The sequence below is a fragment of the Actinokineospora sp. UV203 genome (assembly GCF_056323665.1).
In genome coordinates, this window is the sequence record NZ_CM150484.1 from 3,637,619 (window position 1) to 3,658,255 (window position 20,637).

Below are 20,637 nucleotides of genomic sequence, written 5' to 3' on the forward strand. Positions count from 1 at the left end.
GGAAGCCGAGCACAGTGAGTGGAACTCGACGGGTTCCCGCAAGCTTGATCGGTCTGGCGGGCCTCTTCCTCATCTGGGAAGTGGCCAGCCAGACCGGTCTGGTTCCGGGGCTCTACCTGCGTCCCCCGAGCGAGGTCCTGCCGACCATGGTGGGCCTGCTCGGCGACGAGACATTTCTCCGGGCGCTGCTGGCCACCGTCCTGGCCACCGTTATAGCGCTGTTGATCGCGATCCTGATCGCGGTCCCGAGCGGTCTGGTGCTCGGCAGCATCCCGCTGGTGCGCCGGGCGTGCATGACGGTGGTCGAATTTCTCCGGCCGATCCCGTCGGTCGCGCTGATCCCGCTGGCCCTGCTGATCACCGGCACCGGCCCGGACACGAAGATCGCGCTCGCGGTCTACAGCGCGCTGTGGCCGATCCTGTTCAACACCATGTACGCCCTCGACGAACTCGACCCGCTGCACGTGGAGACGGCCCGCGCGTTCGGCACCGGCAGGCTGGCCGTGCTGACCCGGATCGCGCTGCCCAGCGCGGCGCCCTTCGTGCTGACCGGGGTGCGGCTCTCATTCGCCATCGCCCTGGCCGTGGTGGTCTCCACCGAGCTGTTCGCGGGCGGCACCAAGGGGCTGGGGCAGTTCATCATGGAGGCCAACAGCGGCGGGGCGCACATGGACCAAGTGCTCGCGGGCACCGTCATCGCAGGCCTGGTCGGCTACGCGGCGAATGCGGGGCTGGAGCGGCTGAACGCCAAGCTGTTCGCCTGGAATGCCCCTCGGGGAGACGCCTCGTGAAACGCTTCGGGACTTTCGCCCAGCGCTGGGTCGTGTTCGCCATCGCGGTCACGGTCTGGGAGTTGGTGACCAGGTCCGCCGCCGATGTGTTCTTCCCGCCGCCGTCGCGAATCGCCCGCACCGCGGCCGACGTGTGGTTCTCGAGCGCGTTCGGCGAACACATCGTGCCCGGTGTCGGCCGGATGCTCGGCGGCTTCGCGCTGTCGGCGATCATCGGCATCGCCCTCGGCCTGCTGCTCGGCCGGTCCCGCACGGCGATGGCCTACCTGGGCCCGCTGTTCAACTTCATGCGGTCGATCCCGCCGCCGCTGCTGGTCCCGTTCTTCATCGCCACCGTCGGCGTGACGAGCATGCAGCTGCCCACGATCGTCTTCGGGGCGATCTGGCCGGTGCTGCTGAACACCGTCGACGGCGCCCGGGGCGTGGACGCGACGAAGGTCGAGACCGCGCGGGCGTTCCGACTGTCGAAGGCACAGTGGACCCTGGGTGTGGTGCTGCCGTCGGCGGCGCCGAAGATCTTCGCCGGGCTGCGGCTGAGCCTGTCGATCTCGCTGATCCTGATGGTCATCGGCGAGCTGGTCGGCTCGACCAACGGCATCGGCAACCAGCTGGTGCGCGCCCAGCGTGACTACGACCTGCCCGCGATGTGGGCGTGGATCGTGCTGCTCGGCGTGCTCGGCTACCTGTTCAACACGCTGCTGCTGATGTTCGAACGCCGTGCTTTGGCCTGGCAGCCGAAGCACTCGTTCGAGACGCTGTCGCAGGCGACCGGAGGATGACCGTGGCCAAGACAATGCTCGATGTGGCCGACCTCGGCCACACCTACCAGGCCAAGGACGGCGCCCACGACGCCATCGACGGCCTGACGTTCACCGTCGAGGCGGGCGAGCTCGTCTGCGTCGTCGGCCCGTCCGGCTGCGGCAAGTCGACCCTGCTGCGGTCGATCTCGGGACTGATCCGGCCGACCCGGGGCACGGTCTCGCTGCACGGCACCCCGGTCGACGGCGTGCCCGCGGACCTGGCCGTGGTGTTCCAGGACTACAGCCGGTCACTGTTCCCGTGGCTGACCGTCCAGCGGAACGTGGAGTTCCCGCTGCGTGAGCTGTCGAAGGCCGAGCGCACCGCCCGGGCGGGCGAGGCGCTGGCCGCGGTCGGCCTGGAGAACGCGGGCCGCAAGTACCCGTGGCAGCTCTCCGGCGGCATGCAGCAGCGCGTCGCCATCGCCCGCGCCCTAGCCTACCGGCCCGCCCTGCTGCTGATGGACGAGCCGTTCGCCTCGGTGGACGCGCAGACCCGCTTCGAGCTGGAGGACCTGCTGCTGCGCGTGCGGCGCGAGCAGGACACGACGGTGCTGCTGGTCACCCACGACATCGACGAGAGCGTCTACCTGGGCGACCGGGTGCTGGTGCTGTCGAAGTCGCCCGCCCGGGTGGTCGCCGCGCTCGACGTCGGCCTGGGCGAGGAGCGCGACCAGATCACCACCCGCTCGTCGGATGAATTCGTCGAGCTGCGGGCGAAGGTGGCGGGGCTGCTGCAGTCGGCGCCCTCGACCGAGACCGTCCACTGACGACACACTTCCGCTGAACGAGGAATGCCCCCGGCCGTGGCCGGGGGCATTCCTTTGTGGCTAGATCAGGTCCTTGACTTGCCGCAGATGGAGACCTTGGGGTCGCTGTAGAGGAACCCCGCGTCGACGCCCTCGGCGGTGCACGCCTCGGGGTCGTTCTTGCCCTCGACGACCTCGAGCACCTCGAACCGGACATTCGGGTCACTGCAGGTGACCTTCTTGGCCTCGGCTGCCTTGTCCAGGTCGGTGAAGCACTCGCCCTGCTTGGCGTTGAGCATCAGGCACAGCGAGAACCCGCCGCTACCGCGCCTGCTGCTCTGCTCGTACTTCACGTAGTCGCCGTCGCTCGGGCAGCTCGCCGACGCGCTGTCGAGCTTCTTGGCGACCTTGAACACCGCTTCGGGCTTCGTGCAGTCGATCTTCTCGACGTCGGCGTTGGTGGCGCTGTCATTCTTGACCTTGATGCAGTCGCCGACCTCGGCGGACGCCGCCGACTTGTTGAACACGAAGAACCCGCCGATGCCGACCGCCACGATCGCGACCAGGATGAGCACGATCTTGACGGTCTTGCCCTTGTTCGGGCCCGACGGCGGCGGCACGAATCCCGGCGGCATCGGCTCCTGGCCGAACGGCGGCGGCTGCTGGCCGTAGGGCTGGTCGGGCTGCTGCGGCTGCTGCGGCTGCTGGCCGAACGGTGGCGGCTGTTGCTGCCCCGGCTGCTGGCCGAAGGGCGGCTGCTGCTGGCCGGGCTGCTGGCCATACGGCGGGGGCGGCTGCTGGCCAGGCTGCTGACCATACGGCGGCGGCGGCTGGCCCCCGGGAGGCGTCGGCGGCCCCTGGTTGTACGGCGGCTGCGGTCCGCCCTGGGGCGATCCGAACGGGCCCGGCTGCTGCGGGTTGGACATCGTGCACCTCGTGGAGTTCGAACAGCGGGAGTTGACGGGCCTACCGGCGGCGAACCAGCGGCGGGCCAATCTAACGCGGGGGTCGGACACCGTGCGGTGAAACGCGGGAAAGGCCGGCGCGTTCTCCGGCCCCTCACCCTCAAGTCGCCCGGAGGATCACTTCCGTGACTTGCCGCAGATCACCATCTTGGGTTCGGCGTAGATGAACCCGTTGTCCACTTCAGAGGACGCGCAGTCCTCGGGGCCGGTTCCACCATCGACGATCTCAAGCACCTCGAATTTGACCGCCGGGTCGGCGCAGGCGACTTTCTTCGCCTGGTCGGCCTCCTCCAGGTCGGTGAAGCACTCGCCCGCCTTCGCGTTGAGCATCAGGCACAGTGAGAACCCGGGGCCGAGCCTGCCGGTCTCCTCGTACTCGAGGTAGTCGCTGTCGGTGGGACAGGTCGCGGCGCCGCTCGCCAGCTTCTTGGCGATCTTGAACACCGCGTCGGGCTTGGCGCAGTCGAGCGGGTCGACGTCGGCGTCCTCGGCGCTGTCGTCGTTGACCTTGACGCAGTCGCCCACGCCCGCCGTCGCGATCCGGTCGGCGGTCTTCTTCGGCTTCGCGGTGGTGGTCTTCGGCGGCGACGTCACGGACTTCGCCTGGCTGGTCGCGGGCGGCGCGGCGGCGGGCGCGGGATCCTTCTTGGTGAACACGAAGAACGCGCCCAAACCGAGGCCGAGCGCGACGACCACGGCGATCGCGATCCACACGGCCTTGTTGCCGCCCGCCGGGGGGACCGGCTCACCGGGGAACACAGGCTGCCAGCCGTAGGGGTCGGTCGGCGGCTGCTGCGGGCCCGGGCCGTACGGCGGGCCGTTGGGCGGGGATCCGAACTGACCCGGGTCATGCGGGTGGGACATCGTCTACCTCTGGGCTTCCCGGCGGCGGTGAAACTGCGAACACGCCGGCCCGAAGCACCAGCGGCGCGAGAATAGCGGTCAGGTCCGACACCGCCTACGGCAAATGGCCACCCAGGGTGCCCGGGGTGGCCGTCTGATCGGAACAGTCAGGAAATGCCGGGTGTCTCGATGCAGAACACCGTCTTCGGCTCGGGGTAGCCCAGGCCGTTGCTGTTGGGGCAGCCGGACGGGTCGGTGGTGCCGTTGATCACCTTGGTGATCTTGATAGCCTCGGGGCTCTCACAGGAGCCGACCTTGAACGCCTGGTTGGGCTCGTCGGACTCGTAGCAGCTGCCCGCGACGAAGTTCGGCATCAGGCAGATCAGGTTCTTCTCGTCACGCACCTCGCGGTAGGCGCCCTCGGGGCAGCTCGTCTCGGCCTTGTCCTTCTTGATCGCGACCTTGAAGATGGCGGACTTCTCGGCGCAGTCGACGATCGTCAGCTTCGCGGCGTCGTCGGTGCCGCTCACCGAGGCGCACTCGCCCGGCGCGGCCGTGTCCTTGGCGAAGAACACCTGGTAGGCGCCGAAGCCCACACCGGCCAGCACCAGTGCGGCGACCAGGGCGATGACCCAGATCGGCAGGCTCTTACGCCGCTTGGGCTCGGCTTGGGTCTGCTCCTGGTCAACTGGGTTGCTCATGTTCGCCTCTGCTGGGACCGGTGGATGGGCAGCGTGGACGGTAGCCGCCAGGTACCCGCCCGGGGCAGGCCCGGTTACCGAACTGTGGCCTTGATGTCGGAGTTTGCGACACTGGTGGGGTGACCGACGGCCCCCTGATCGTGCAGTCCGACAAAACCCTGCTGCTGGAGATCGACCATCCCAGCTCGAAGGACGCCCGAATGGCCATCGCGCCGTTCGCCGAACTGGAGCGCGCGCCCGAGCACATCCACACCTACCGGGTCACCCCGCTGGCCCTGTGGAACGCCCGCGCCGCCGGTCACGACGCCGAACAGGTCGTCGACGCGCTGGAGACCTACTCGCGGTACCCGGTGCCGCAGCCGCTGCTGATCGACATCGTCGACACGATGGGCCGGTTCGGGCGGCTGACCTTGCAGAACAGCCCGGTGCACGGACTGGTCATGACGTCCATCGACCGCGCGGTCCTTGAGGAGGTGCTGCGCAACAAGAAGATCTCCCCGATGCTGGGGGCGCGCATCGACCAGGACACCGTGGTCGTGCACCCGAGCGAGCGCGGCAGGCTCAAGCAGCTGCTGCTCAAGGTCGGCTGGCCCGCCGAGGACCACGCAGGCTACGTCGACGGTGAGGCGCACGCGATCTCGCTGGTGCAGGACGGCTGGGAGTTGCGCGACTACCAGCGGATGGCGGTCGACTCGTTCTGGGCGGGCGGCTCCGGTGTCGTCGTGCTGCCGTGTGGCGCGGGAAAGACGCTGGTCGGGGCGGCGGCGATGGCGCAGGCGCAGGCGACGACGCTGATCCTGGTGACCAACACGGTGTCCGGCAGGCAGTGGAAGCGGGAGCTGATCGCGCGGACGTCGCTGACCGAGGAGGAGATCGGCGAGTACTCCGGCGAGCGCAAGGAGATCCGCCCGGTCACCATCGCCACCTACCAGGTCGTCACCCGCAAGACCCGCGGTGAGTACCGGCACCTGGAGCTGTTCGACTCCCGCGACTGGGGTCTGGTGGTCTACGACGAGGTCCACCTGCTGCCCGCGCCGGTGTTCCGGATGACCGCCGACCTGCAGTCCCGGCGTCGGCTGGGCCTGACCGCGACGCTGGTCCGCGAGGACGGCCGCGAGGGCGACGTGTTCTCCCTCATCGGCCCGAAGCGCTATGACGTGCCGTGGCGCGACATCGAGGAGCAGGGCTGGATCGCCCCGGCGGAGTGCACCGAGGTCCGGGTGACGCTCACGGAGAACGAGCGACTGGAGTACGCGACTGCCGAACCCGAGACCCGCTACAAGCTGTGCTCCACGGCGAAGACGAAGCTTCCCGTCGTCCAGTCCATTTTGGACCGACATCCGGGCGAGCCCGCACTGGTGATTGGTGCGTACCTCGACCAGTTGGAGGAACTCGGCGAGGCCCTCAACGCCCCGATCATCCAGGGATCGACGAAGAACAAGGAGCGCGAAGCCCTGTTCGACGCTTTCCGCAAGGGTGAGCTGCCAACGCTGGTGGTGTCGAAGGTCGCCAACTTCTCCATCGACCTGCCCGAGGCGTCGGTGGCGGTTCAGGTGTCCGGCACCTTCGGCTCACGCCAGGAGGAAGCCCAACGTCTCGGAAGGCTGTTGCGCCCCAAGGGAGACGGCCGACAGGCTCACTTCTACTCGGTGGTCGCCCGAGACACCCTCGACACCGAGTACGCCGCTCACCGCCAGCGCTTCCTGGCCGAACAGGGCTACGCCTACCGAATCTGCGACGCGGATGACTTGCTAGGCCCGCCCATCCCGGAGATCAGCTAGCACGGCGTCGGTGAAGGGCGTCCAAGCCTCGATCGCCCACGGCCCGAAGTCCCGGTCGGCCAGCGCAATACAGGCGGCCTGGGCTTCGGGATCGACCCAGAGGAACGTCCCGGACTGTCCGAAGTGGCCAAACGTGCGGGGCGAGCTTTCGGTGCCGGTCCAATGTGGACTCTTGCCGTCCCGGATCTCGAACCCGAGCCCCCAGTCGTTGGGCTTCTTGTTGCCGTAGCCAGGAAGCACACCGTTGAGGCCAGGGAAGGCGACCGACGACGCTTCGGCCATCAGTTCCTTGGACACAAGAGTGGGCGCCTGCAGCTCGGCGGCAAACCGAGCGAGGTCACCACACGTCGATTCGGCCCCAGCCCCCGCCGACCCGACGAGCACCGACGCCCCCATCCCCAGCGGCACGAACACCCCTTCCGCCAGGTACTCGGCGAACGGGATGCCGGTCGATTCATGGATGAACTCGGCCAACACCTCGAACCCGGCATTGGAGTAGATCCGCCGCTGCCCGGGCGGTGCTTGCACGGTCGGTGAGCCAAAGGCGAGACCAGCGGTGTGGGCGATCAGGTGGCGCACAGTGGAGCCTTCAGGCCCGGCGGGCTGATCCCACTCGACCGCACCTTCCTCAATGGCGACAAGCACTCCGTAGGCAACGAGGGGTTTGGTCACGGACGCCAGTCGGAAGACCCTGTCCTGATCCCCGTAGGTCCCCAGCACCCGCCCGTCAGCCCCGACAACCGCCACGGCCGCGTTGTCGACCGGCCACTGCTCGACCAAACCCAAACTCCGCATGGCACCACCCTACGAGTCCAGAATCAGCACCCGCCCGCGCAGGTCACCACACGAAGGCACACAGGACCACCACCCACAGCCGCCGCACCCAGACAGCCATCTTGGGCATGGTCCGGAGCGTTCCTCACCGAAGGCGGTCGCGCACATCCATCAGGGCCTTGCCGAGGAGGTTGAGTCCTCGCCAGCGTTGCGGGTGGCGGGCGTCGGGGCTGTCCGCTGCCAGGCCGATGCCCCAGATCGGGTCCACCGGGCTGGCCTCGACGATCACAGCGTTCCCGGTGCCGACGAGGTAGCCGTGCAGCGGAGGGTTCTGGCTGAACTTCGCTTCCGTGCCACGCACGACGATGTCGTAGCGGTGTTCGGTCCAGAGTTTGTCGTCGAAGCCCCGCACCTTGCGGCCCAGGCTCTTGGCCGCGTCCGGTGTGGGTGCGGCGAAGATCTTGGTGGCGCACTCCTCATCGCCGAAGAGGCGGGCCTTGCCGACCATCATGAAATGCTCGGCGGTCGGGTATCGCTCACCGTCGACGGTGAACTCCGCGGGCCACCACTGGCTCAGGCATGGCTTGCCGATGCGGCCGTCGGGCAGGGGGCGGTGGCCCCAGAAGAACAGGTACTCAGTCATCGGGCTCCCCCGGGTCGACGCCGTCGCGGTCGGCCCACTCCAGCAGTTCGTCGATGGCGAAGACGGCGTCGTCGATGCCCTCGTGCAGGTCGCCCAGTTCGGCGAACCGGGCGGGCATGGTGGCGATAGTGAAGTCACCGGGGAGTGCGTCGTCAATCTCATTCCAGGCGATCGGGGCCGACACCCTGGCCTCCGGCACGCCGCGCACGGAGTAGGCCGAGGCGATGGTGTGGTCGCGGGCGTTCTGGTTGTAGTCGACGAACAGCTGGGCGGGGTCGCGGTCCTTGCGCCACCAGGTAGTCGTGACGTCGTCAGGCGCGCGCCGTTCGACCTCGTGGGCGAACGCCAGGGCCGCCCGGCGGACGTCCTGGAAACCCCAGTTCGGCTCGATCCGCACGTAGATGTGCAGGCCTTTGCCGCCGGATGTCTTCGGCCATCCGACCGCACCCAGGTCGTCGAGCACCTCGTGGGCGACATGGGCGACGCGGCGGACCGTGGCGTAGTCGCACTCCGGGCCGGGGTCGAGGTCGATCCGCCACTCGTCGGGCTTCTCGGTGTCGGCGCGGCGGGAGTTCCACGGGTGGAATTCGACGGTGGACATCTGCACGGCCCAGATCACGTGTGCCACCTCGGTGACGCACAGCTCGTAGGCGTGCCGCTTGTAGCGCGGGAACTCCACCCGCACGGTCTCCAACCACGGCGGCGCACCATGCGGAACCCGCTTCTGGTGGACCTTCTCCCCCGCGACCCCCTCCGGGAAGCGGTGCAGCATGCACGGCCGCTCCCGCAGCGCGCGGACGATGCCGTCGCCCACGGAGAGGTAGTAGTTGACGAGGTCGAGCTTCGTCTCGCCCCTGGCCGGGAAGTACACCCGATCGGGGTTGCTGACCCGCACGGTCCGGTGACCAACCTCAAGCTCCACCGCGGGGGACTTGGTTGCCATGAAGGCAAGCTAGCGCGTGCCAGGATGATCCGGTGGCTGAAGACGTGCGGGTGTACGCGATTCCGATGCGGACGAAGTTCCGCGGCATCATGGTTCGCGAGGGGATGCTGCTGCGCGGACCCGCGGGCTGGGGCGAGTTCTGCCCGTTCTGGGACTACGACGACGCCGAGTCCGCCCCCTGGCTGGCGAGCGCCCGGGAGGCCGCGGACGTCGGCTGGCCTTCGCCGGTCCGCGACCGCGTCCCGGTGAACTGCACGGTCCCCGTCGTCTCCCCGGAGCGTGCCGCCGAGATCGTCTCGGCCTCGGGGTGTGGGACCGCCAAGGTCAAGGTCGCCGACCCCGGCTCGTCACTGTCCGACGACTGCGACCGCCTCGCCACGGTCCGCGACGCCCTGGGCCCCAGCGGCCTGATCCGGGTCGACGCCAACGGCGCGTGGGACATCGACACGGCGGTCAAGGCGATCCGTGAGCTGGACAAGGCGGCAGGCGGCTTGGAGTACGTCGAACAGCCGTCGAAGACGATCGAGGAACTCGCCGCGGTCCGCAAACGAGTCGACGTCCGCATCGCCGCCGACGAGTCCATCCGCCGTGCGGAGGACCCGCTGCGGGTCGCGGTGGCAGGGGCAGCGGACATCGCGGTGCTGAAAGTCGCCCCCCTCGGCGGCGTGCGGCGCGCGCTCGCGGTCGCGGAGGCGTGCGGCCTGCCGTGCGTGGTCTCATCGGCCTTGGAGACCAGTGTCGGCCTGGCTGCGGGCATCGCGTTGGCGGCGGCCCTGCCGGAACTGGACTACGCCTGCGGCCTGGCCACCCTGTCGCTGCTCACCACCGACGTGACCACCCACCCGCTTCGCCCGGTCGACGGCTACCTCACCGTCCCGACGAGCGCACCGACCCCCGACGCGACGCCGCACGTCACCGACGAAATCGAGACCCGGTGGCACACCCGCCTGGACCGGCTGGCCAAGCTCCAATTGCGGTCACAAGGTCAGTAGTCGAGCTCGCTCAGATCCAACTTGATGGACACCGGCGACGCGGTAATCGTCGCGGGCTCATACGCTTGAACGGCGTTCTCCTCGACGTAGCGACCCTCTGTCAGCCGGTAGGCGACGAGCCTCCATCCGCGCAGTTCGTCGCCTTGATCGATGGTCCACAAGAATGGCACGCCTGCCGCGGCGTAAGCCGCCATCTTGGTCTCCCGCTCTTCCCGGCGATTGCCGGGCGACCAGATCTCGACGGCAAGCACCAACTCCTCCGCGCCGAAGCTGACCCCCACCGGCTTCCTCGTGAGGACCACGACATCCGGGATCAACGCCGTCCGCCACGCCGTGGAAATGCGCACATTGACCGCAGTGGCCACAAACAAGTCAGATCGTTCCGCGGCACGGAGTGCCCGCTTCACAATGAAGAGCAGATTGACCGCGGCAGTCTGGTGTTGGCCAGCCGGGGCAGGGCTCATGTGCAGATGTCCCCAGAGCAATTCGAGGCGTGACCCGTCTATTGGCGGATCCATCGCCAACCAGTCCTCAACGGTGTAGGGGCCCATCATCCCGTGGTCGACTGCGGCGGACACTGCCCTCACCTCCAGAGTTGATACTGAGCCAGTGTCCCATACCCAGTCCTGCAGGTCTCGATCTCGCTGAACGGGCGAAGGCCCGGTCCAGTGGACCGGGCCTTCGCTCGTGGAACAGGTTGGACTGGACTTAGAAGTCCATGCCACCGGTCGGGTCGCCCTGGGGGGCGGCTCCGGCCCTCTCCGGCTTGTCCGCCACGACGCACTCGGTCGTGAGGAACAGCGCGGCGATCGACGCGGCGTTCTGCAGCGCCGAGCGGGTGACCTTGGTCGGGTCCGGCACGCCGGCGGCGAGCAGGTCCTCGTAGACACCGGTCGCGGCGTTGAGGCCGTGGCCCTGCGGGAGGCCCTTGACCTTCTCCACCACGACGCCACCCTCGAGACCGGCGTTGATCGCGATCTGCTTGAGCGGCGCCTCGACGGCCACGCGGACGATGTTGGCGCCAGTGGCCTCGTCGCCCTCGAGCTTCAGGCCCGCGAAAGCGGCTTCGGCGGCCTGCAGCAGCGCGACGCCACCACCGGGGACGATGCCCTCTTCCACGGCGGCCTTGGCGTTGCGGACCGCGTCTTCGATGCGGTGCTTGCGCTCCTTGAGCTCGACCTCGGTGGCGGCACCGGCCTTGATGACCGCGACACCACCCGCGAGCTTGGCCAGACGCTCCTGGAGCTTCTCGCGGTCGTAGTCCGAGTCCGACTTCTCGATCTCGGCGCGGATCTGGTTGACGCGACCCTGGATCTGCTCGGCGTCACCCGCACCCTCGACGACGGTGGTCTCGTCCTTGGTGACGACGACCTTGCGGGCCTTGCCCAGCAGCGAGATGTCGGCGTTCTCCAGCCTGAGGCCCACGTCCTCGGAGATGACCTGGCCGCCGGTCAGGATCGCGATGTCCTGCAGGATCGCCTTGCGGCGGTCGCCGAAGCCCGGCGCCTTGACGGCGACGGACTTGAAGGTGCCGCGGATCTTGTTGACGACCAGCGTGGCCAGGGCCTCGCCCTCGACGTCCTCGGAGATGATCAGCAGCGGCTTGCCGCCCTGCATGACCTTCTCCAGCAGCGGGAGCAGGTCCTTGACCGAGGAGATCTTGCCGCCGAACAGCAGGATGTACGGGTCCTCGAGGACCGCTTCCTGACGCTCGGGGTCGGTCACGAAGTAACCGGAGATGTAGCCCTTGTCGAAGCGCATACCCTCGGTGAGCTCAAGCTCCATACCGAGCGCGTTGCTCTCCTCGACGGTGATGACGCCTTCCTTGCCGACCTTGTCGAGCGCCTCGGCGATCAGCTCGCCGATGGTGGTGTCGCCCGCGGAGATGCTCGCCGTCGCGGCGATCTGCTCCTTGGTCTCGACCTCCTTGGCGTTCTTGTGCAGCTGCTCGATGACAGCCTCGACGGCCTGCTCGATGCCCCTCTTCAGGGACAGCGGGTCCGCACCGGCCGCGACGTTGCGCAGGCCTTCGCGAACCAGGGCCTGGGCCAGCACGGTGGCGGTGGTGGTGCCGTCACCCGCGACGTCGTCGGTCTTCTTGGCAACTTCCTTGACGAGCTCGGCCCCGATCTTCTCCCAGGGGTCCTCAAGCTCGATTTCCTTGGCGATGGAGACGCCATCATTGGTGATGGTCGGCGCGCCCCACTTCTTCTCGAGCACGACGTTGCGACCCCTGGGGCCGAGCGTCACCTTGACGGCGTCGGCGAGGATGTTCAGTCCGCGCTCGAGACCGCGACGCGCGTCCTCGTCAAACGCGATCAACTTGGCCATTGCGGTGTGGTCCTCCGTTGGGTGGAAACACGAAAGCGTGGCCAGGCTCGGTGCCCGCGACGGACGCCCGGCGATAACGCCGGCCTCACCGTCCCGACCTTTGGCACTCGGAGAGGCCGAGTGCTAACTCGGTTTTAGCACTCTCAGCCGTCGAGTGCAAGAAACGACCCTCAGTTGGAGGGCGGCGCCACAAGCGAGATGGACGGCAGCGTCTTGCGGGTCGTGGGCTTCGAACTGCCCGACGGCCCGCCGGACTCGTCCGGTCCGACCGGGATCGAGGGACCGGTCGTGGACGTCCCGCCGCCGCCCCCGGGGTCGTCCTCTTTCGGCGAGAGGAACACGATGGCGCCGATGATCAGGCCGATCGCCACCAGCCCGACCAGCACCGGAGCGACCCAGCGGTGGCCGCCGCGCTCCTTGCCGAAGGCCGCGGCCCCGGCGGGGACCGGCGGACGCAGCCGCACCGGCTCGGCATGGGAGGTCTGCTGCGGCGGTCGCGGCGGTGTGGGGAACTGCTGGAACGTCTGCTGCTGCACGGGCCGCTGCTGCTGGGGTGCCTGCCGGGGCGGGGCGGACAGCGCCTGGCGGGCGGCGGCGATCAGCTCACGGCAGCTGACGTAGCGCTGGCCGGGCTGCTTGGACATGCCGCGCCGCACGACGTCGTCGATCGCGGGCGGCAGGCCGGGGGCGAAGTCGGTCAGCCTCGGGGCCTCGCGGTTGAGGTGGCCCTGGATGACCTCGGACACCTGCCCCTGGAAGGGCGGGCGGCCGCTGAGGCAGGCGAACAGGACGCAGGCCAGCGAGTACGCGTCGGTGCGGCCGTCGACCGGCTCACCGCGCAGGTGCTCGGGCGCGGCGTAGGTCGGCGAGCCGAGGAAGTCGCCGCCGCGGGTGCGGTGGCCGGTGGCGCCGCGCCGGGTCAGGCCGAAGTCGGCGACGTAGACATGCTCGGTGGCCGACTCGCGCGAGGTGACCAGCACGTTGGCCGGCTTGACGTCGAGGTGCACCAGGCCGCGTTCGTGCAGGTTGTCGAGGGCCTCGGCGACCTGGCTGAGCAGGCTGATCGCCCGCTGCGGCGCCATCGGGCCGTCCTTGACCAGGCTCGCCATGTCGGCGCCCTCGACGAGCCGCATCGCGATGTAGAGCAGCCCGTCGACCTCACCGAAGTCGTAGAGCGGCACCACGTTGGAGTGGTCGATGGCCGAGGTGTTGCGGGCCTCGTCGACGAACCGCTCACGGAACTCTGGGTCCTCGGTGAGGTGTTCGGCGATGACCTTGAGCGCGACCTTGCGCCCGAGTCTGACGTCGGTGGCGCGATACATCACGCTCATTCCGCCCTTGCCGAGCACTCCGTCGATGCGGTAATGCCCTAGGCGACGTCCAGTGAGGTCCTCCGACACGCGAGGAGCCTAACGTGGGCGTTGTGACGCCCACGTCCGGTTCCGTGAGATCCATTCAGCGGGCGAGCCAGCCCGCCATCGCCCGGGGGGTCCTGGTCTGCGTGAGGAGCCTGCCCGGGCCGGCGATGTCGAGCATCAAACCCTCGCCGGTGCGCACCGACTGCGGGCCGGACTGGCTGACGGCGCGCAGCCTGCACTGGGTGCCGTCGCTGTAGGCCAGCACGCTCGCCGGGTCGACCGTGATGGCTTCGCCGGGTTCCAGAGTCGCCACGTCGAGGGCGCCGCAGACGGCCAGGACCATGGTGCCGACGCCGCTGACGTGTTCGAGGAAGCCGTGCTCGGCGCCGAAGAGGGCGTGGAAGCTGGGCCAGCTCGGATCGACCCGCAGGGTGCTCGCGACGGCGAGCCCGACGCCGCGGGCGACACACCAACCCGCGGTCCCGTCCAGGTCGAGCGCGTAGACCTCGCCGGGCAGAGCAGGGGCGACGTCGACCCAGCCACCCTCGGCGGGGGCGGTGAACACGGTGGGTCTGCCCTTGGACCGGCCGCCTTCACGACGCTGGTCGACCAGCACACCGAAACTGGTGGCCAGCAGCGCCGAGTAGTCGGCCTGAACCGCTTCCCCAGGCGCCAACATGAGCCGTGCCACGCCAAAAGCCGGCGTGTGCCGAGTACGGACCTGCACTGCGCGCCTCCCCGAAATTCTGAGGTTGGTCACCTACCGGGGAACAGGCGCGGAGTGGCGGTGACCGCGGTCAGTCGCCGTCACGGTCCCCTAGGTGACTTTCCGTCGGCGCGACGGTACTCGAACGCCGCCGGCGATAAGGAAGGATGGTCGCGTGGCAAAACGCACCTACACGGCCGGGGAGTACCGCGACCAAGTCGCCGCACTCCTGCCGCCGCTGCCCGTCGTGTCCGTCCCGCTCGCCGACTGCCTGGGCCTGGTCCTGGCCGAGGACGTGGTGGCCGGGGTGTCGCTGCCGCCCTTCGACAACTCCGCCATGGACGGCTACGCGGTCCGCGCTGAGGACATAGCCGACGCGCCGGTCACGCTGCCGGTCGCCGACGACATCCCGGCAGGCCGCACCGACGTACAACCGCTGGAGCCGGGCACGGCCCACCGGATCATGACCGGCGCACCCTTGCCCCCGGGGGCGGACGCGGTCGTGCAGGTCGAGCTGACCGACGCCGGGACGGAGACCGTGCACATCACCTCGTCGGTCCCCGCAGGCAAGCACCTTCGCCGAACGGGCGAGGACGTCGTGGAAGGCGTCACGGTCCTACACACGGGCACCGTGCTCGGCCCCCCGCAATTGGGCCTGGCGGCGGCGGTCGGCCTCGGCACTCTCCCGGTCCGCAGGCCCCCGCGCGTCATCGTGCTCTCGACAGGGTCGGAACTGGTCGCGGCGGGCGAACCCCTGCCGCCAGGCCACATCTATGAGTCGAACAGCGTCCTCATCGCCGCCGCGGTTCGCGAGATCGGCGGCAGCGCGACCGTCCTCCGGTTCGTCCCCGACGACGTCGACAAATTCCGCGCGGTAGTCGCCGAACACGCACCAGGCGCCGACCTCCTGATCACCTCGGGCGGCGTGAGCGCGGGCGCGTACGAGGTCGTCAAGGACGCCCTCACCGGCCACGGCGTCGAATTCGTGCGGGTCGCGATGCAACCCGGCGGCCCCCAGGGCTTCGGGACCTTCCTCGGCCTCCCGGTACTGACCCTGCCGGGCAACCCGGTGAGCGCGGCCCTGTCTTTCGAACTGTTCGTCCGCCCCGCATTGCTGGGCGCTTTAGGGCACCGGGTCATAAACCGCCCCCGCGCCCAGGCCCGGGCGACGGTGGATATGTCGTCACCGGGCACGAAGACCCAATATCGACGAGCCCGCCACGATGACGGAATGGTGGAGGTGATGCCGGTCGGCGGCCCGGGATCGCACCTACTGTCCGCTTTCGCCGCATCGAACTGCCTGATCGAAATCCCGGTGGGCATCGAACAGGTCAAAGCGGGCGACAAGGTAGACCTGATCTTGCTCGATTAAACCCGCCCCACGCCGGCCGAGCGGCCCATTCTCCGCACGTCCGAACGCGGTCACGTTCAGGGAGGGCGCGGTGGGTCGGGACACACTCGGCGAACGCTGAGGGCTGTCGGTGAGCGCCGGAGACCGCGTGGGCCTGCCTCGGGACGCTTCGGTAAGATCGCGACAGCAAGTAATCGTCCGCTCACCGGTCGGATTGATCAGCCGGGTGTGGGCGCGTAGAATCGAATGGCTCCGCAACGGGGCATCCGATCGGTGCCGTGCGCCGTCGGGGGGCGCACGGGCTGGTCGGGTGCCCTGTGTTTCCAGGCCGGTCAGATCTCGGTCTATACGACTCTTGGCGTAGCGTGTGGGCAAATCCGGCCGAGTCGCGAGGAAACCAGCCACCTGATGTCCGCCCCGTCGCAGCCCCCGTCCGATGCCTTCAAGCACGCGGTCGAGCTGACCAAAAGCATCATCCCGCCGGTCCACCCGGGCGGTCGGCCGTTTGTCATCGGCGCGCTTATGGCGACGCTGATGATCCGACGCCGTTCGCGTCGGGTCGGGGTTCTCAGCGGTGTGTTCACCGCGTGGCTGGCGTGGTTCTTCCGCGAGCCCAAGCGGGTCACCCCGCAGCGGCCGGGGATCGCGGTGGCGCCCGCCGACGGCACCGTCTCCCACGTCATCGAGGCTGTTCCGCCCGCCGAGCTCGACCTGGGCGACAACCCGATGCTGCGGATCAGCGTGTTCCTCTCGGTGTTCGACGTGCACGTCCAGCGCTCCCCCGCGACCGGCCAGGTCGTGCGCGCGATCCACAAGGACGGCGAGTTCCTCTCCGCCGACCTGGACGCGGCCAGCGAGGTCAACGAGCGCAACAGCCTGCACATCCACACCATCGACGGCCACGACCTGGCCGTCGTGCAGATCGCCGGCCTTGTCGCGCGGCGGATCATCTGCCAGGTCGCCGACGGCGACAAGGTCAACGCCGGCACCACGTACGGCCTCATCCGCTTCGGCTCCCGCGTGGACCTCTACGTGCCCACGGGCAGCCGGGTGCTCGTCGAAGCTGGTCAGCGGACCATCGGCGGCGAGACCGTGCTGGCCGAACTGCCCGCCGCGGAGCGCTGACCGATGGCGCCTGCGTCACCCGGAGTGCGCCTGCTGCCCAACGCGATAACCGTCCTGGCGATGTGCGCCGGGCTCTCGGCCGTCCACTTCGCCATGCGCGGTCAGTGGGCCGCGGTGATCGCGGCCATCGGCGTCGCGGCCATCCTGGACAGCCTCGACGGCCGCATCGCCCGGCTCCTCGACGCGACCAGCAAGATGGGCGCCGAGCTGGACTCGCTGGCCGACGCCATCTCGTTCGGTGTCGCGCCGGCGCTGGTGATCTACGTCTGGAAGTTCCCGGACAACCGCCTGGGCTGGGGCATCGCCCTGATCTTCGCGGTGTGCATGATCCTGCGCCTGGCCCGGTTCAACACACTGCTCGACGACACCGAGCAGCCGCCGTACGCCAAGGAGTTCTTCGTCGGCGTCCCGGCGCCCGCCGGCGGTCTGCTCGCGCTGCTGCCGATGATGCTGACCATCGAGTACGGCCCCCGCGACGTGTGGTGGCAGTCCAAGCCGTTCATCGCGCTGTGGACCGTGGCCGTCGCCACACTGCTGATCAGCCGCATCCCGACGCTGTCGGTGAAGTCGGTCAAGGTCTCGCCGCGCGCGGTGGCGCCGATGCTGGTGGGCGTGGGTCTGCTCGCCGCCGCGGTGATCACCTACCCGATGATCGCGCTGGCCGTCGCCCTGGTGCTCTACCTGGTCCACATCCCGTTCGCGGTGCGGCGCAAGCGCTGGCTGGCCAACCACCCCGAAGCGTGGGACGTGCCGTCGAAGGAGCGTCGCGCGATCAAGCGCGAGCACGGCACGCAGCGCCGGATCGGGCTGCGGCCGCCGCTGCACCGGGTCGCGGGCGCGGCCAAGCGCGCGGTCCGGCTGCCCAGCCGCAACGGCGGACAGCAGGGGGCGCCCCCGGCGCCCGAGCCGAGCGTGGCGGGCCCGGTCCGCAGGCGCGGCTGGCGGCGCACGGGGCTGCGGCGCGAGCAGTCGCGCTGACGTCCAAGAGCGACAAGCTCTAGGCTCGCGGCGTGGGATCACAGATCACGCTGACCGCCCGGCTTTCCCCGTCCGCGCTCGACACCCGGCGCGGGGTGGTGCGGCTGCACCGGGAAGTGCTCGACGCCCTCGGCGTGCGGCACTGGGACGCCGTCCAACTCACCGGCGCGCGCGTCAGTTCCGCGCTGGCCGCCGAAGGTGACCCGGCGGGGCCGACCGGGGTGATCCTGCTCGACGACGTGACCATGTCCAACCTCGGTGTCACCGAGGGCGCCGAGGTCGTCGTCGCGCAGGTCGACGTCGCCCCCGCGCGTTCGGTGACCGTCGCGGGTTCGCGCCTGGCCACGACCTCGCTGACCCCGGAGACCGTCCGGTTGGCTCTGGTCGGCAAGGTCCTCACGGCGGGCGACGCGGTGTCGCTGCTGCCGCAAGACCTGTCCCCGCCGCCCGGCACGGACGTCTCGGCGGTGCGCGGCAAGCTGTCGCGGGCAATCGGCATGACGTGGACCAACGAGCTGCTCACGATCACCGCGACCGACCCGCCGGGCGCGGTCACCGTGCATCCGTCCACTGTGGTCGGCTGGCGGGACGGCCCGCGCACGGGCGAGCGCGCACCCGCCCCGGTCGCCACGACGCCCGTCCGACCTGCCCCACCCGTCCCTGCGGAACCACCAACGCCCATCGCTGACTTGGTGGGTGCCCAAGACGCCGCCCGCGCGCTCGGCGAATGGTTCGAGTTGGCGTTCACCCGCCCGGAACTGCTGGCGAAACTCGGCGCCGCGCCTCGCCTCGGCGCGCTGGTCACCGGCCCGGAGGGGGTCGGGAAGTCGACCGTCGTCCGCTCGGTCGCCCACTCGGTGGACGCCGCCGTCGTCGAACTGTCGGGTCCCACCGCCGCCGTCCTGGAAGCGAGGTCGACCGCGGCCCTGGTGGACAGCGCGATCGCGGAGATCCGCGCGCACTCCGACGCGGGCAAGGCAGGCGTCCTGCTGATCACCGACATCGACGCCCTGCTGCCCGCCACCACCCCACCCCCGGTCGCGACCGTGGTGCTGGACTCGCTGCGCGCCGCCATCGCCATCCCGCGAGTCGCGCTGGTCGCGACGACCGCCCACCCCGAGGCCATCGACCCCCGGGTCCGCGGTGTCGAGCTGATCGACCGCGAGCTGCGGCTGACGCTGCCCGACGGCAAGACCCGCACCGAGCTGCTGCGCGTGCTGTTCCGCGACGTGCCGGTCGTGTCCGATGTGGACTACGCGGCGATCGCCGAGCGCACCCCCGGCTTCGTCGCCGCCGACCTGATCGCACTGCGCCGCGAGGCCGCCATCCGCGCGGCGCTGCGGCACAAGGACGCCGAAGACCCGCGCATCGAGTCAGCGGACATCCTCGGCGCCCTCGACACCGTCCGCCCGACCTCGATGTCTACTTCGGACACCCTGCGCACCGGCAACATCGCGCTCGAAGACGTCGGCGACATGGTGGAGACCAAGCAGGCGCTCACCGAGGCGGTGCTGTGGCCGCTGCGCTACCCGGATTCCTTCGCCCGCCTGGGCGTCGCCCCGCCGCGCGGCGTGCTGCTCTACGGTCCGCCCGGCGGCGGCAAGACGTTCCTGGTCCGCGCGCTGGCGGGCAGCGGGCAGCTCAACGTGCTGTCGGTCAAGGGCGCGGAGCTCATGGACAAGTGGGTCGGCGAGTCCGAGCGCGCCGTCCGCGAGCTGTTCCGCCGCGCCGCCGAGGCCGCGCCCGCGCTGATCTTCCTCGACGAGATCGACGCCTTGGCGCCGCGCCGCGGCCAGTCGTCGGACTCGGGCGTCTCCGACCGGGTCGTCGCGGCCCTGCTGACCGAGCTCGACGGCGTGGAGCCGCTGCGCGACGTGGTGGTCGTCGGCGCGACGAACCGCCCTGAGCTGGTCGATCCCGCGCTGCTGCGCCCCGGCAGGCTGGAGCGGCTGATCTACGTGCCGCCGCCGGACGCCGAGGCCCGCGCGGCCATCCTGCAGGCGACCGCCCGCAACATCCCGCTGGCGCCGGACGTCGACCTGGTCGAGTTCGCCAAGCGGCTGGAGGGCTACTCGGCGGCCGACTGCGCCGCCGTCCTGCGGGAGGCGGCCCTCACCGCGATGCGCGAGAGCTTGGACGCGGCCGAGGTGACCGCGGGACATCTGGATCAGGCGCGGGAGAAGGTGCGCCCGTCGCTGGACCCGGCGCAGCTCGCGACCCTGGAGGCCTACGCCGAGTCCCGCAAGGCCTGACAGACCGGCGGGGGGTCGCCCCGCCGGTCCGGTTCGGTCAGATGGCGAAGACAGCGCCGGTCTCGACGAAGAGCTGGCACGCGTTGCCGAACGTCTCGTCGTAGGAGACGCGGCGGCCGCCCCAGGTCCCGGTCGCGGTGACGCGCACCGGGTCGACGTGCATCGTGCACATCCGGTCCGGGTGCACCAGCAGCGCGGTGAAGTCGCCCGCCACCGAGGCGAGCTGGGCGCAGGCGGTCTCCGGGCTGCGGTGGTGCCCGCCCGCGGGCTCGCAGCGCAGCGTGCCGACCCGCATGGGGTCGCCCTCGTGCTGGTAGGTGAGGACTAGCGACGACACTGCGGCCACCGGTGCCACCGCGGTGGGCGTCGCCGAAGCAGGCTGAGCCGTCGCCACCGCGGTAGCGGCGGCGAAAGCGAAGATAAGGACCTTGCGCAACATAGGTCAGTCAACCCTCTCGTGGTTTCGCGGTCATGATCGATGACCGAACGAATTCGAGAGTAGGCCGATGAAAAAACATCGCAACCCGGGCGCGATTCTTCCTTTCGCCCGTGACCGG

20 protein-coding genes are annotated in these 20,637 nt (G+C 69.7%); 9 read left to right on the top strand and 11 right to left on the bottom strand.

Annotated elements, in window-relative coordinates:
- Positions 1 to 44: 44 nt before the first annotated feature.
- The 3 genes from ACUZ2Y_RS17125 to ACUZ2Y_RS17135 are packed head-to-tail and all read left to right on the top strand — an operon-like array spanning position 45 to position 2,358.
- Positions 45 to 791, top strand: coding sequence for an ABC transporter permease (locus ACUZ2Y_RS17125; protein WP_476319971.1), 747 nt, complete (start codon positions 45 to 47; stop codon positions 789 to 791).
- Positions 788 to 1,570 (top strand): ABC transporter permease, encoded by a 783-nt coding sequence (locus ACUZ2Y_RS17130; RefSeq protein WP_476319973.1) that lies wholly within the window; start codon positions 788 to 790, stop codon positions 1,568 to 1,570. The genes ACUZ2Y_RS17125 and ACUZ2Y_RS17130 overlap by 4 nt, the downstream gene beginning before the upstream one ends.
- A complete protein-coding gene (locus tag ACUZ2Y_RS17135; RefSeq protein ID WP_476319975.1) occupies positions 1,567 to 2,358 on the top strand; it encodes an ABC transporter ATP-binding protein in 792 nt (263 codons plus the stop codon). Before ACUZ2Y_RS17130 ends, ACUZ2Y_RS17135 begins: the two co-directional genes overlap by 4 nt.
- A 65-nt stretch (positions 2,359 to 2,423) precedes the next feature.
- Here the strand turns inward: ACUZ2Y_RS17135 and ACUZ2Y_RS17140 are convergent, their stop codons facing one another.
- From ACUZ2Y_RS17140 to ACUZ2Y_RS17150, 3 genes are all read right to left on the bottom strand, one after another.
- Positions 2,424 to 3,263, bottom strand: coding sequence for an LppU/SCO3897 family protein (locus ACUZ2Y_RS17140; RefSeq protein ID WP_476319977.1), 840 nt, complete (start codon positions 3,261 to 3,263; stop codon positions 2,424 to 2,426).
- Positions 3,264 to 3,419: 156 nt separating this feature from the next.
- Positions 3,420 to 4,166, bottom strand: coding sequence for an LppU/SCO3897 family protein (locus ACUZ2Y_RS17145; protein ID WP_476319979.1), 747 nt, complete (start codon positions 4,164 to 4,166; stop codon positions 3,420 to 3,422).
- A 146-nt stretch (positions 4,167 to 4,312) separates the two neighbouring features.
- Complete coding sequence (locus ACUZ2Y_RS17150) at positions 4,313 to 4,846, bottom strand: LppU/SCO3897 family protein (RefSeq protein ID WP_476319981.1); 534 nt, start codon at positions 4,844 to 4,846, stop codon at positions 4,313 to 4,315.
- A 119-nt stretch (positions 4,847 to 4,965) separates the two neighbouring features.
- On the opposite strand from ACUZ2Y_RS17150, the gene ACUZ2Y_RS17155 reads away from it, so the two are divergent.
- Positions 4,966 to 6,627, top strand: a complete 1,662-nt coding sequence (locus ACUZ2Y_RS17155; protein ID WP_476319983.1) for a DNA repair helicase XPB — start codon at positions 4,966 to 4,968, stop codon at positions 6,625 to 6,627.
- On the opposite strand, the gene ACUZ2Y_RS17160 is transcribed toward ACUZ2Y_RS17155, so the two are convergent.
- The 3 genes from ACUZ2Y_RS17160 to ligD form a co-directional block, all read right to left on the bottom strand.
- On the bottom strand, positions 6,598 to 7,422 hold the full coding sequence (locus ACUZ2Y_RS17160) for a serine hydrolase domain-containing protein (protein WP_476319985.1): 825 nt from the start codon (positions 7,420 to 7,422) through the stop codon (positions 6,598 to 6,600). The two genes, ACUZ2Y_RS17155 and ACUZ2Y_RS17160, sit on opposite strands and share 30 nt — an antisense overlap.
- A gap of 124 nt (positions 7,423 to 7,546) precedes the next feature.
- The gene (locus ACUZ2Y_RS17165) at positions 7,547 to 8,044 is read right to left on the bottom strand and encodes an NADAR family protein (protein WP_476319987.1); all 498 of its coding nucleotides are present in this window, start codon (positions 8,042 to 8,044) and stop codon (positions 7,547 to 7,549) included.
- Positions 8,037 to 8,987 carry a non-homologous end-joining DNA ligase gene (ligD, locus tag ACUZ2Y_RS17170; RefSeq protein ID WP_476319988.1) on the bottom strand — a complete coding sequence of 317 codons (951 nt, stop codon included), beginning with the start codon at positions 8,985 to 8,987 and terminating at the stop codon, positions 8,037 to 8,039. The genes ACUZ2Y_RS17165 and ligD overlap by 8 nt, the downstream gene beginning before the upstream one ends.
- A 44-nt stretch (positions 8,988 to 9,031) precedes the next feature.
- On the opposite strand from ligD, the gene ACUZ2Y_RS17175 reads away from it, so the two are divergent.
- Entirely contained in the window at positions 9,032 to 9,979 is a 948-nt protein-coding gene (locus ACUZ2Y_RS17175; protein WP_476331890.1) for an o-succinylbenzoate synthase, read from the top strand.
- Here ACUZ2Y_RS17175 and ACUZ2Y_RS17180 read toward each other — a convergent pair.
- The 4 genes from ACUZ2Y_RS17180 to ACUZ2Y_RS17195 form a co-directional block, all read right to left on the bottom strand.
- Positions 9,973 to 10,557 (bottom strand): Uma2 family endonuclease, encoded by a 585-nt coding sequence (locus ACUZ2Y_RS17180; protein ID WP_476319990.1) that lies wholly within the window; start codon positions 10,555 to 10,557, stop codon positions 9,973 to 9,975. The genes ACUZ2Y_RS17175 and ACUZ2Y_RS17180 overlap by 7 nt on opposite strands.
- 130 nt (positions 10,558 to 10,687) lie before the next feature.
- Entirely contained in the window at positions 10,688 to 12,310 is a 1,623-nt protein-coding gene (groL, locus tag ACUZ2Y_RS17185; protein ID WP_476319992.1) for a chaperonin GroEL, read from the bottom strand.
- Positions 12,311 to 12,480: 170 nt separating this feature from the next.
- Positions 12,481 to 13,710 carry a serine/threonine-protein kinase gene (locus ACUZ2Y_RS17190; RefSeq protein WP_476319994.1) on the bottom strand — a complete coding sequence of 410 codons (1,230 nt, stop codon included), beginning with the start codon at positions 13,708 to 13,710 and terminating at the stop codon, positions 12,481 to 12,483.
- Positions 13,711 to 13,765: 55 nt separating this feature from the next.
- On the bottom strand, positions 13,766 to 14,395 hold the full coding sequence (locus ACUZ2Y_RS17195; RefSeq protein WP_476319996.1) for an AIM24 family protein: 630 nt from the start codon (positions 14,393 to 14,395) through the stop codon (positions 13,766 to 13,768).
- Positions 14,396 to 14,549: 154 nt separating this feature from the next.
- Between ACUZ2Y_RS17195 and moeA the strand changes: the two genes are divergently transcribed.
- The 4 genes from moeA (at position 14,550) to ACUZ2Y_RS17215 (ending at position 20,080) form a co-directional block, all read left to right on the top strand.
- Entirely contained in the window at positions 14,550 to 15,746 is a 1,197-nt protein-coding gene (gene moeA, locus ACUZ2Y_RS17200; protein ID WP_476319998.1) for a molybdopterin molybdotransferase MoeA, read from the top strand.
- Positions 15,747 to 16,133: 387 nt separating this feature from the next.
- Positions 16,134 to 16,850, top strand: a complete 717-nt coding sequence (locus tag ACUZ2Y_RS17205) for a phosphatidylserine decarboxylase (RefSeq protein ID WP_476320000.1) — start codon at positions 16,134 to 16,136, stop codon at positions 16,848 to 16,850.
- A 3-nt stretch (positions 16,851 to 16,853) separates the two neighbouring features.
- Positions 16,854 to 17,828: a CDP-diacylglycerol--serine O-phosphatidyltransferase gene (gene pssA / locus ACUZ2Y_RS17210; protein WP_476320002.1), complete on the top strand. Its 975-nt coding sequence runs from the start codon at positions 16,854 to 16,856 to the stop codon at positions 17,826 to 17,828.
- Between the two features lie 32 nt (positions 17,829 to 17,860).
- The gene (locus ACUZ2Y_RS17215; RefSeq protein ID WP_476320004.1) at positions 17,861 to 20,080 is read left to right on the top strand and encodes an AAA family ATPase; all 2,220 of its coding nucleotides are present in this window, start codon (positions 17,861 to 17,863) and stop codon (positions 20,078 to 20,080) included.
- 37 nt (positions 20,081 to 20,117) lie between these two features.
- Here ACUZ2Y_RS17215 and ACUZ2Y_RS17220 read toward each other — a convergent pair whose 3' ends face one another.
- Complete coding sequence (locus ACUZ2Y_RS17220) at positions 20,118 to 20,519, bottom strand: SSI family serine proteinase inhibitor (RefSeq protein WP_476320006.1); 402 nt, start codon at positions 20,517 to 20,519, stop codon at positions 20,118 to 20,120.
- Positions 20,520 to 20,637: the final 118 nt, after the last annotated feature.

What these genes read in the sequence shown, in the direction of transcription:
- ACUZ2Y_RS17135 (WP_476319975.1), top strand. Translation starts at nt 1,567, where the DNA reads ATGACCGTGGCCAAGACAATGCTCGATGTGGCCGACCTCGGCCACACC.
- ACUZ2Y_RS17140 (WP_476319977.1), bottom strand. Translation starts at nt 3,263, where the DNA reads ATGTCCAACCCGCAGCAGCCGGGCCCGTTCGGATCGCCCCAGGGCGGA.
- ACUZ2Y_RS17145 (WP_476319979.1), bottom strand. Translation starts at nt 4,166, where the DNA reads ATGTCCCACCCGCATGACCCGGGTCAGTTCGGATCCCCGCCCAACGGC.
- ACUZ2Y_RS17150 (WP_476319981.1), bottom strand. Translation starts at nt 4,846, where the DNA reads ATGAGCAACCCAGTTGACCAGGAGCAGACCCAAGCCGAGCCCAAGCGG.
- ACUZ2Y_RS17160 (WP_476319985.1), bottom strand. Translation starts at nt 7,422, where the DNA reads ATGCGGAGTTTGGGTTTGGTCGAGCAGTGGCCGGTCGACAACGCGGCC.
- ACUZ2Y_RS17165 (WP_476319987.1), bottom strand. Translation starts at nt 8,044, where the DNA reads ATGACTGAGTACCTGTTCTTCTGGGGCCACCGCCCCCTGCCCGACGGC.
- ligD (WP_476319988.1), bottom strand. Translation starts at nt 8,987, where the DNA reads ATGGCAACCAAGTCCCCCGCGGTGGAGCTTGAGGTTGGTCACCGGACC.
- groL (WP_476319992.1), bottom strand. Translation starts at nt 12,310, where the DNA reads ATGGCCAAGTTGATCGCGTTTGACGAGGACGCGCGTCGCGGTCTCGAG.
- ACUZ2Y_RS17205 (WP_476320000.1), top strand. Translation starts at nt 16,134, where the DNA reads ATGTCCGCCCCGTCGCAGCCCCCGTCCGATGCCTTCAAGCACGCGGTC.
- pssA (WP_476320002.1), top strand. Translation starts at nt 16,854, where the DNA reads ATGGCGCCTGCGTCACCCGGAGTGCGCCTGCTGCCCAACGCGATAACC.
- ACUZ2Y_RS17220 (WP_476320006.1), bottom strand. Translation starts at nt 20,519, where the DNA reads ATGTTGCGCAAGGTCCTTATCTTCGCTTTCGCCGCCGCTACCGCGGTG.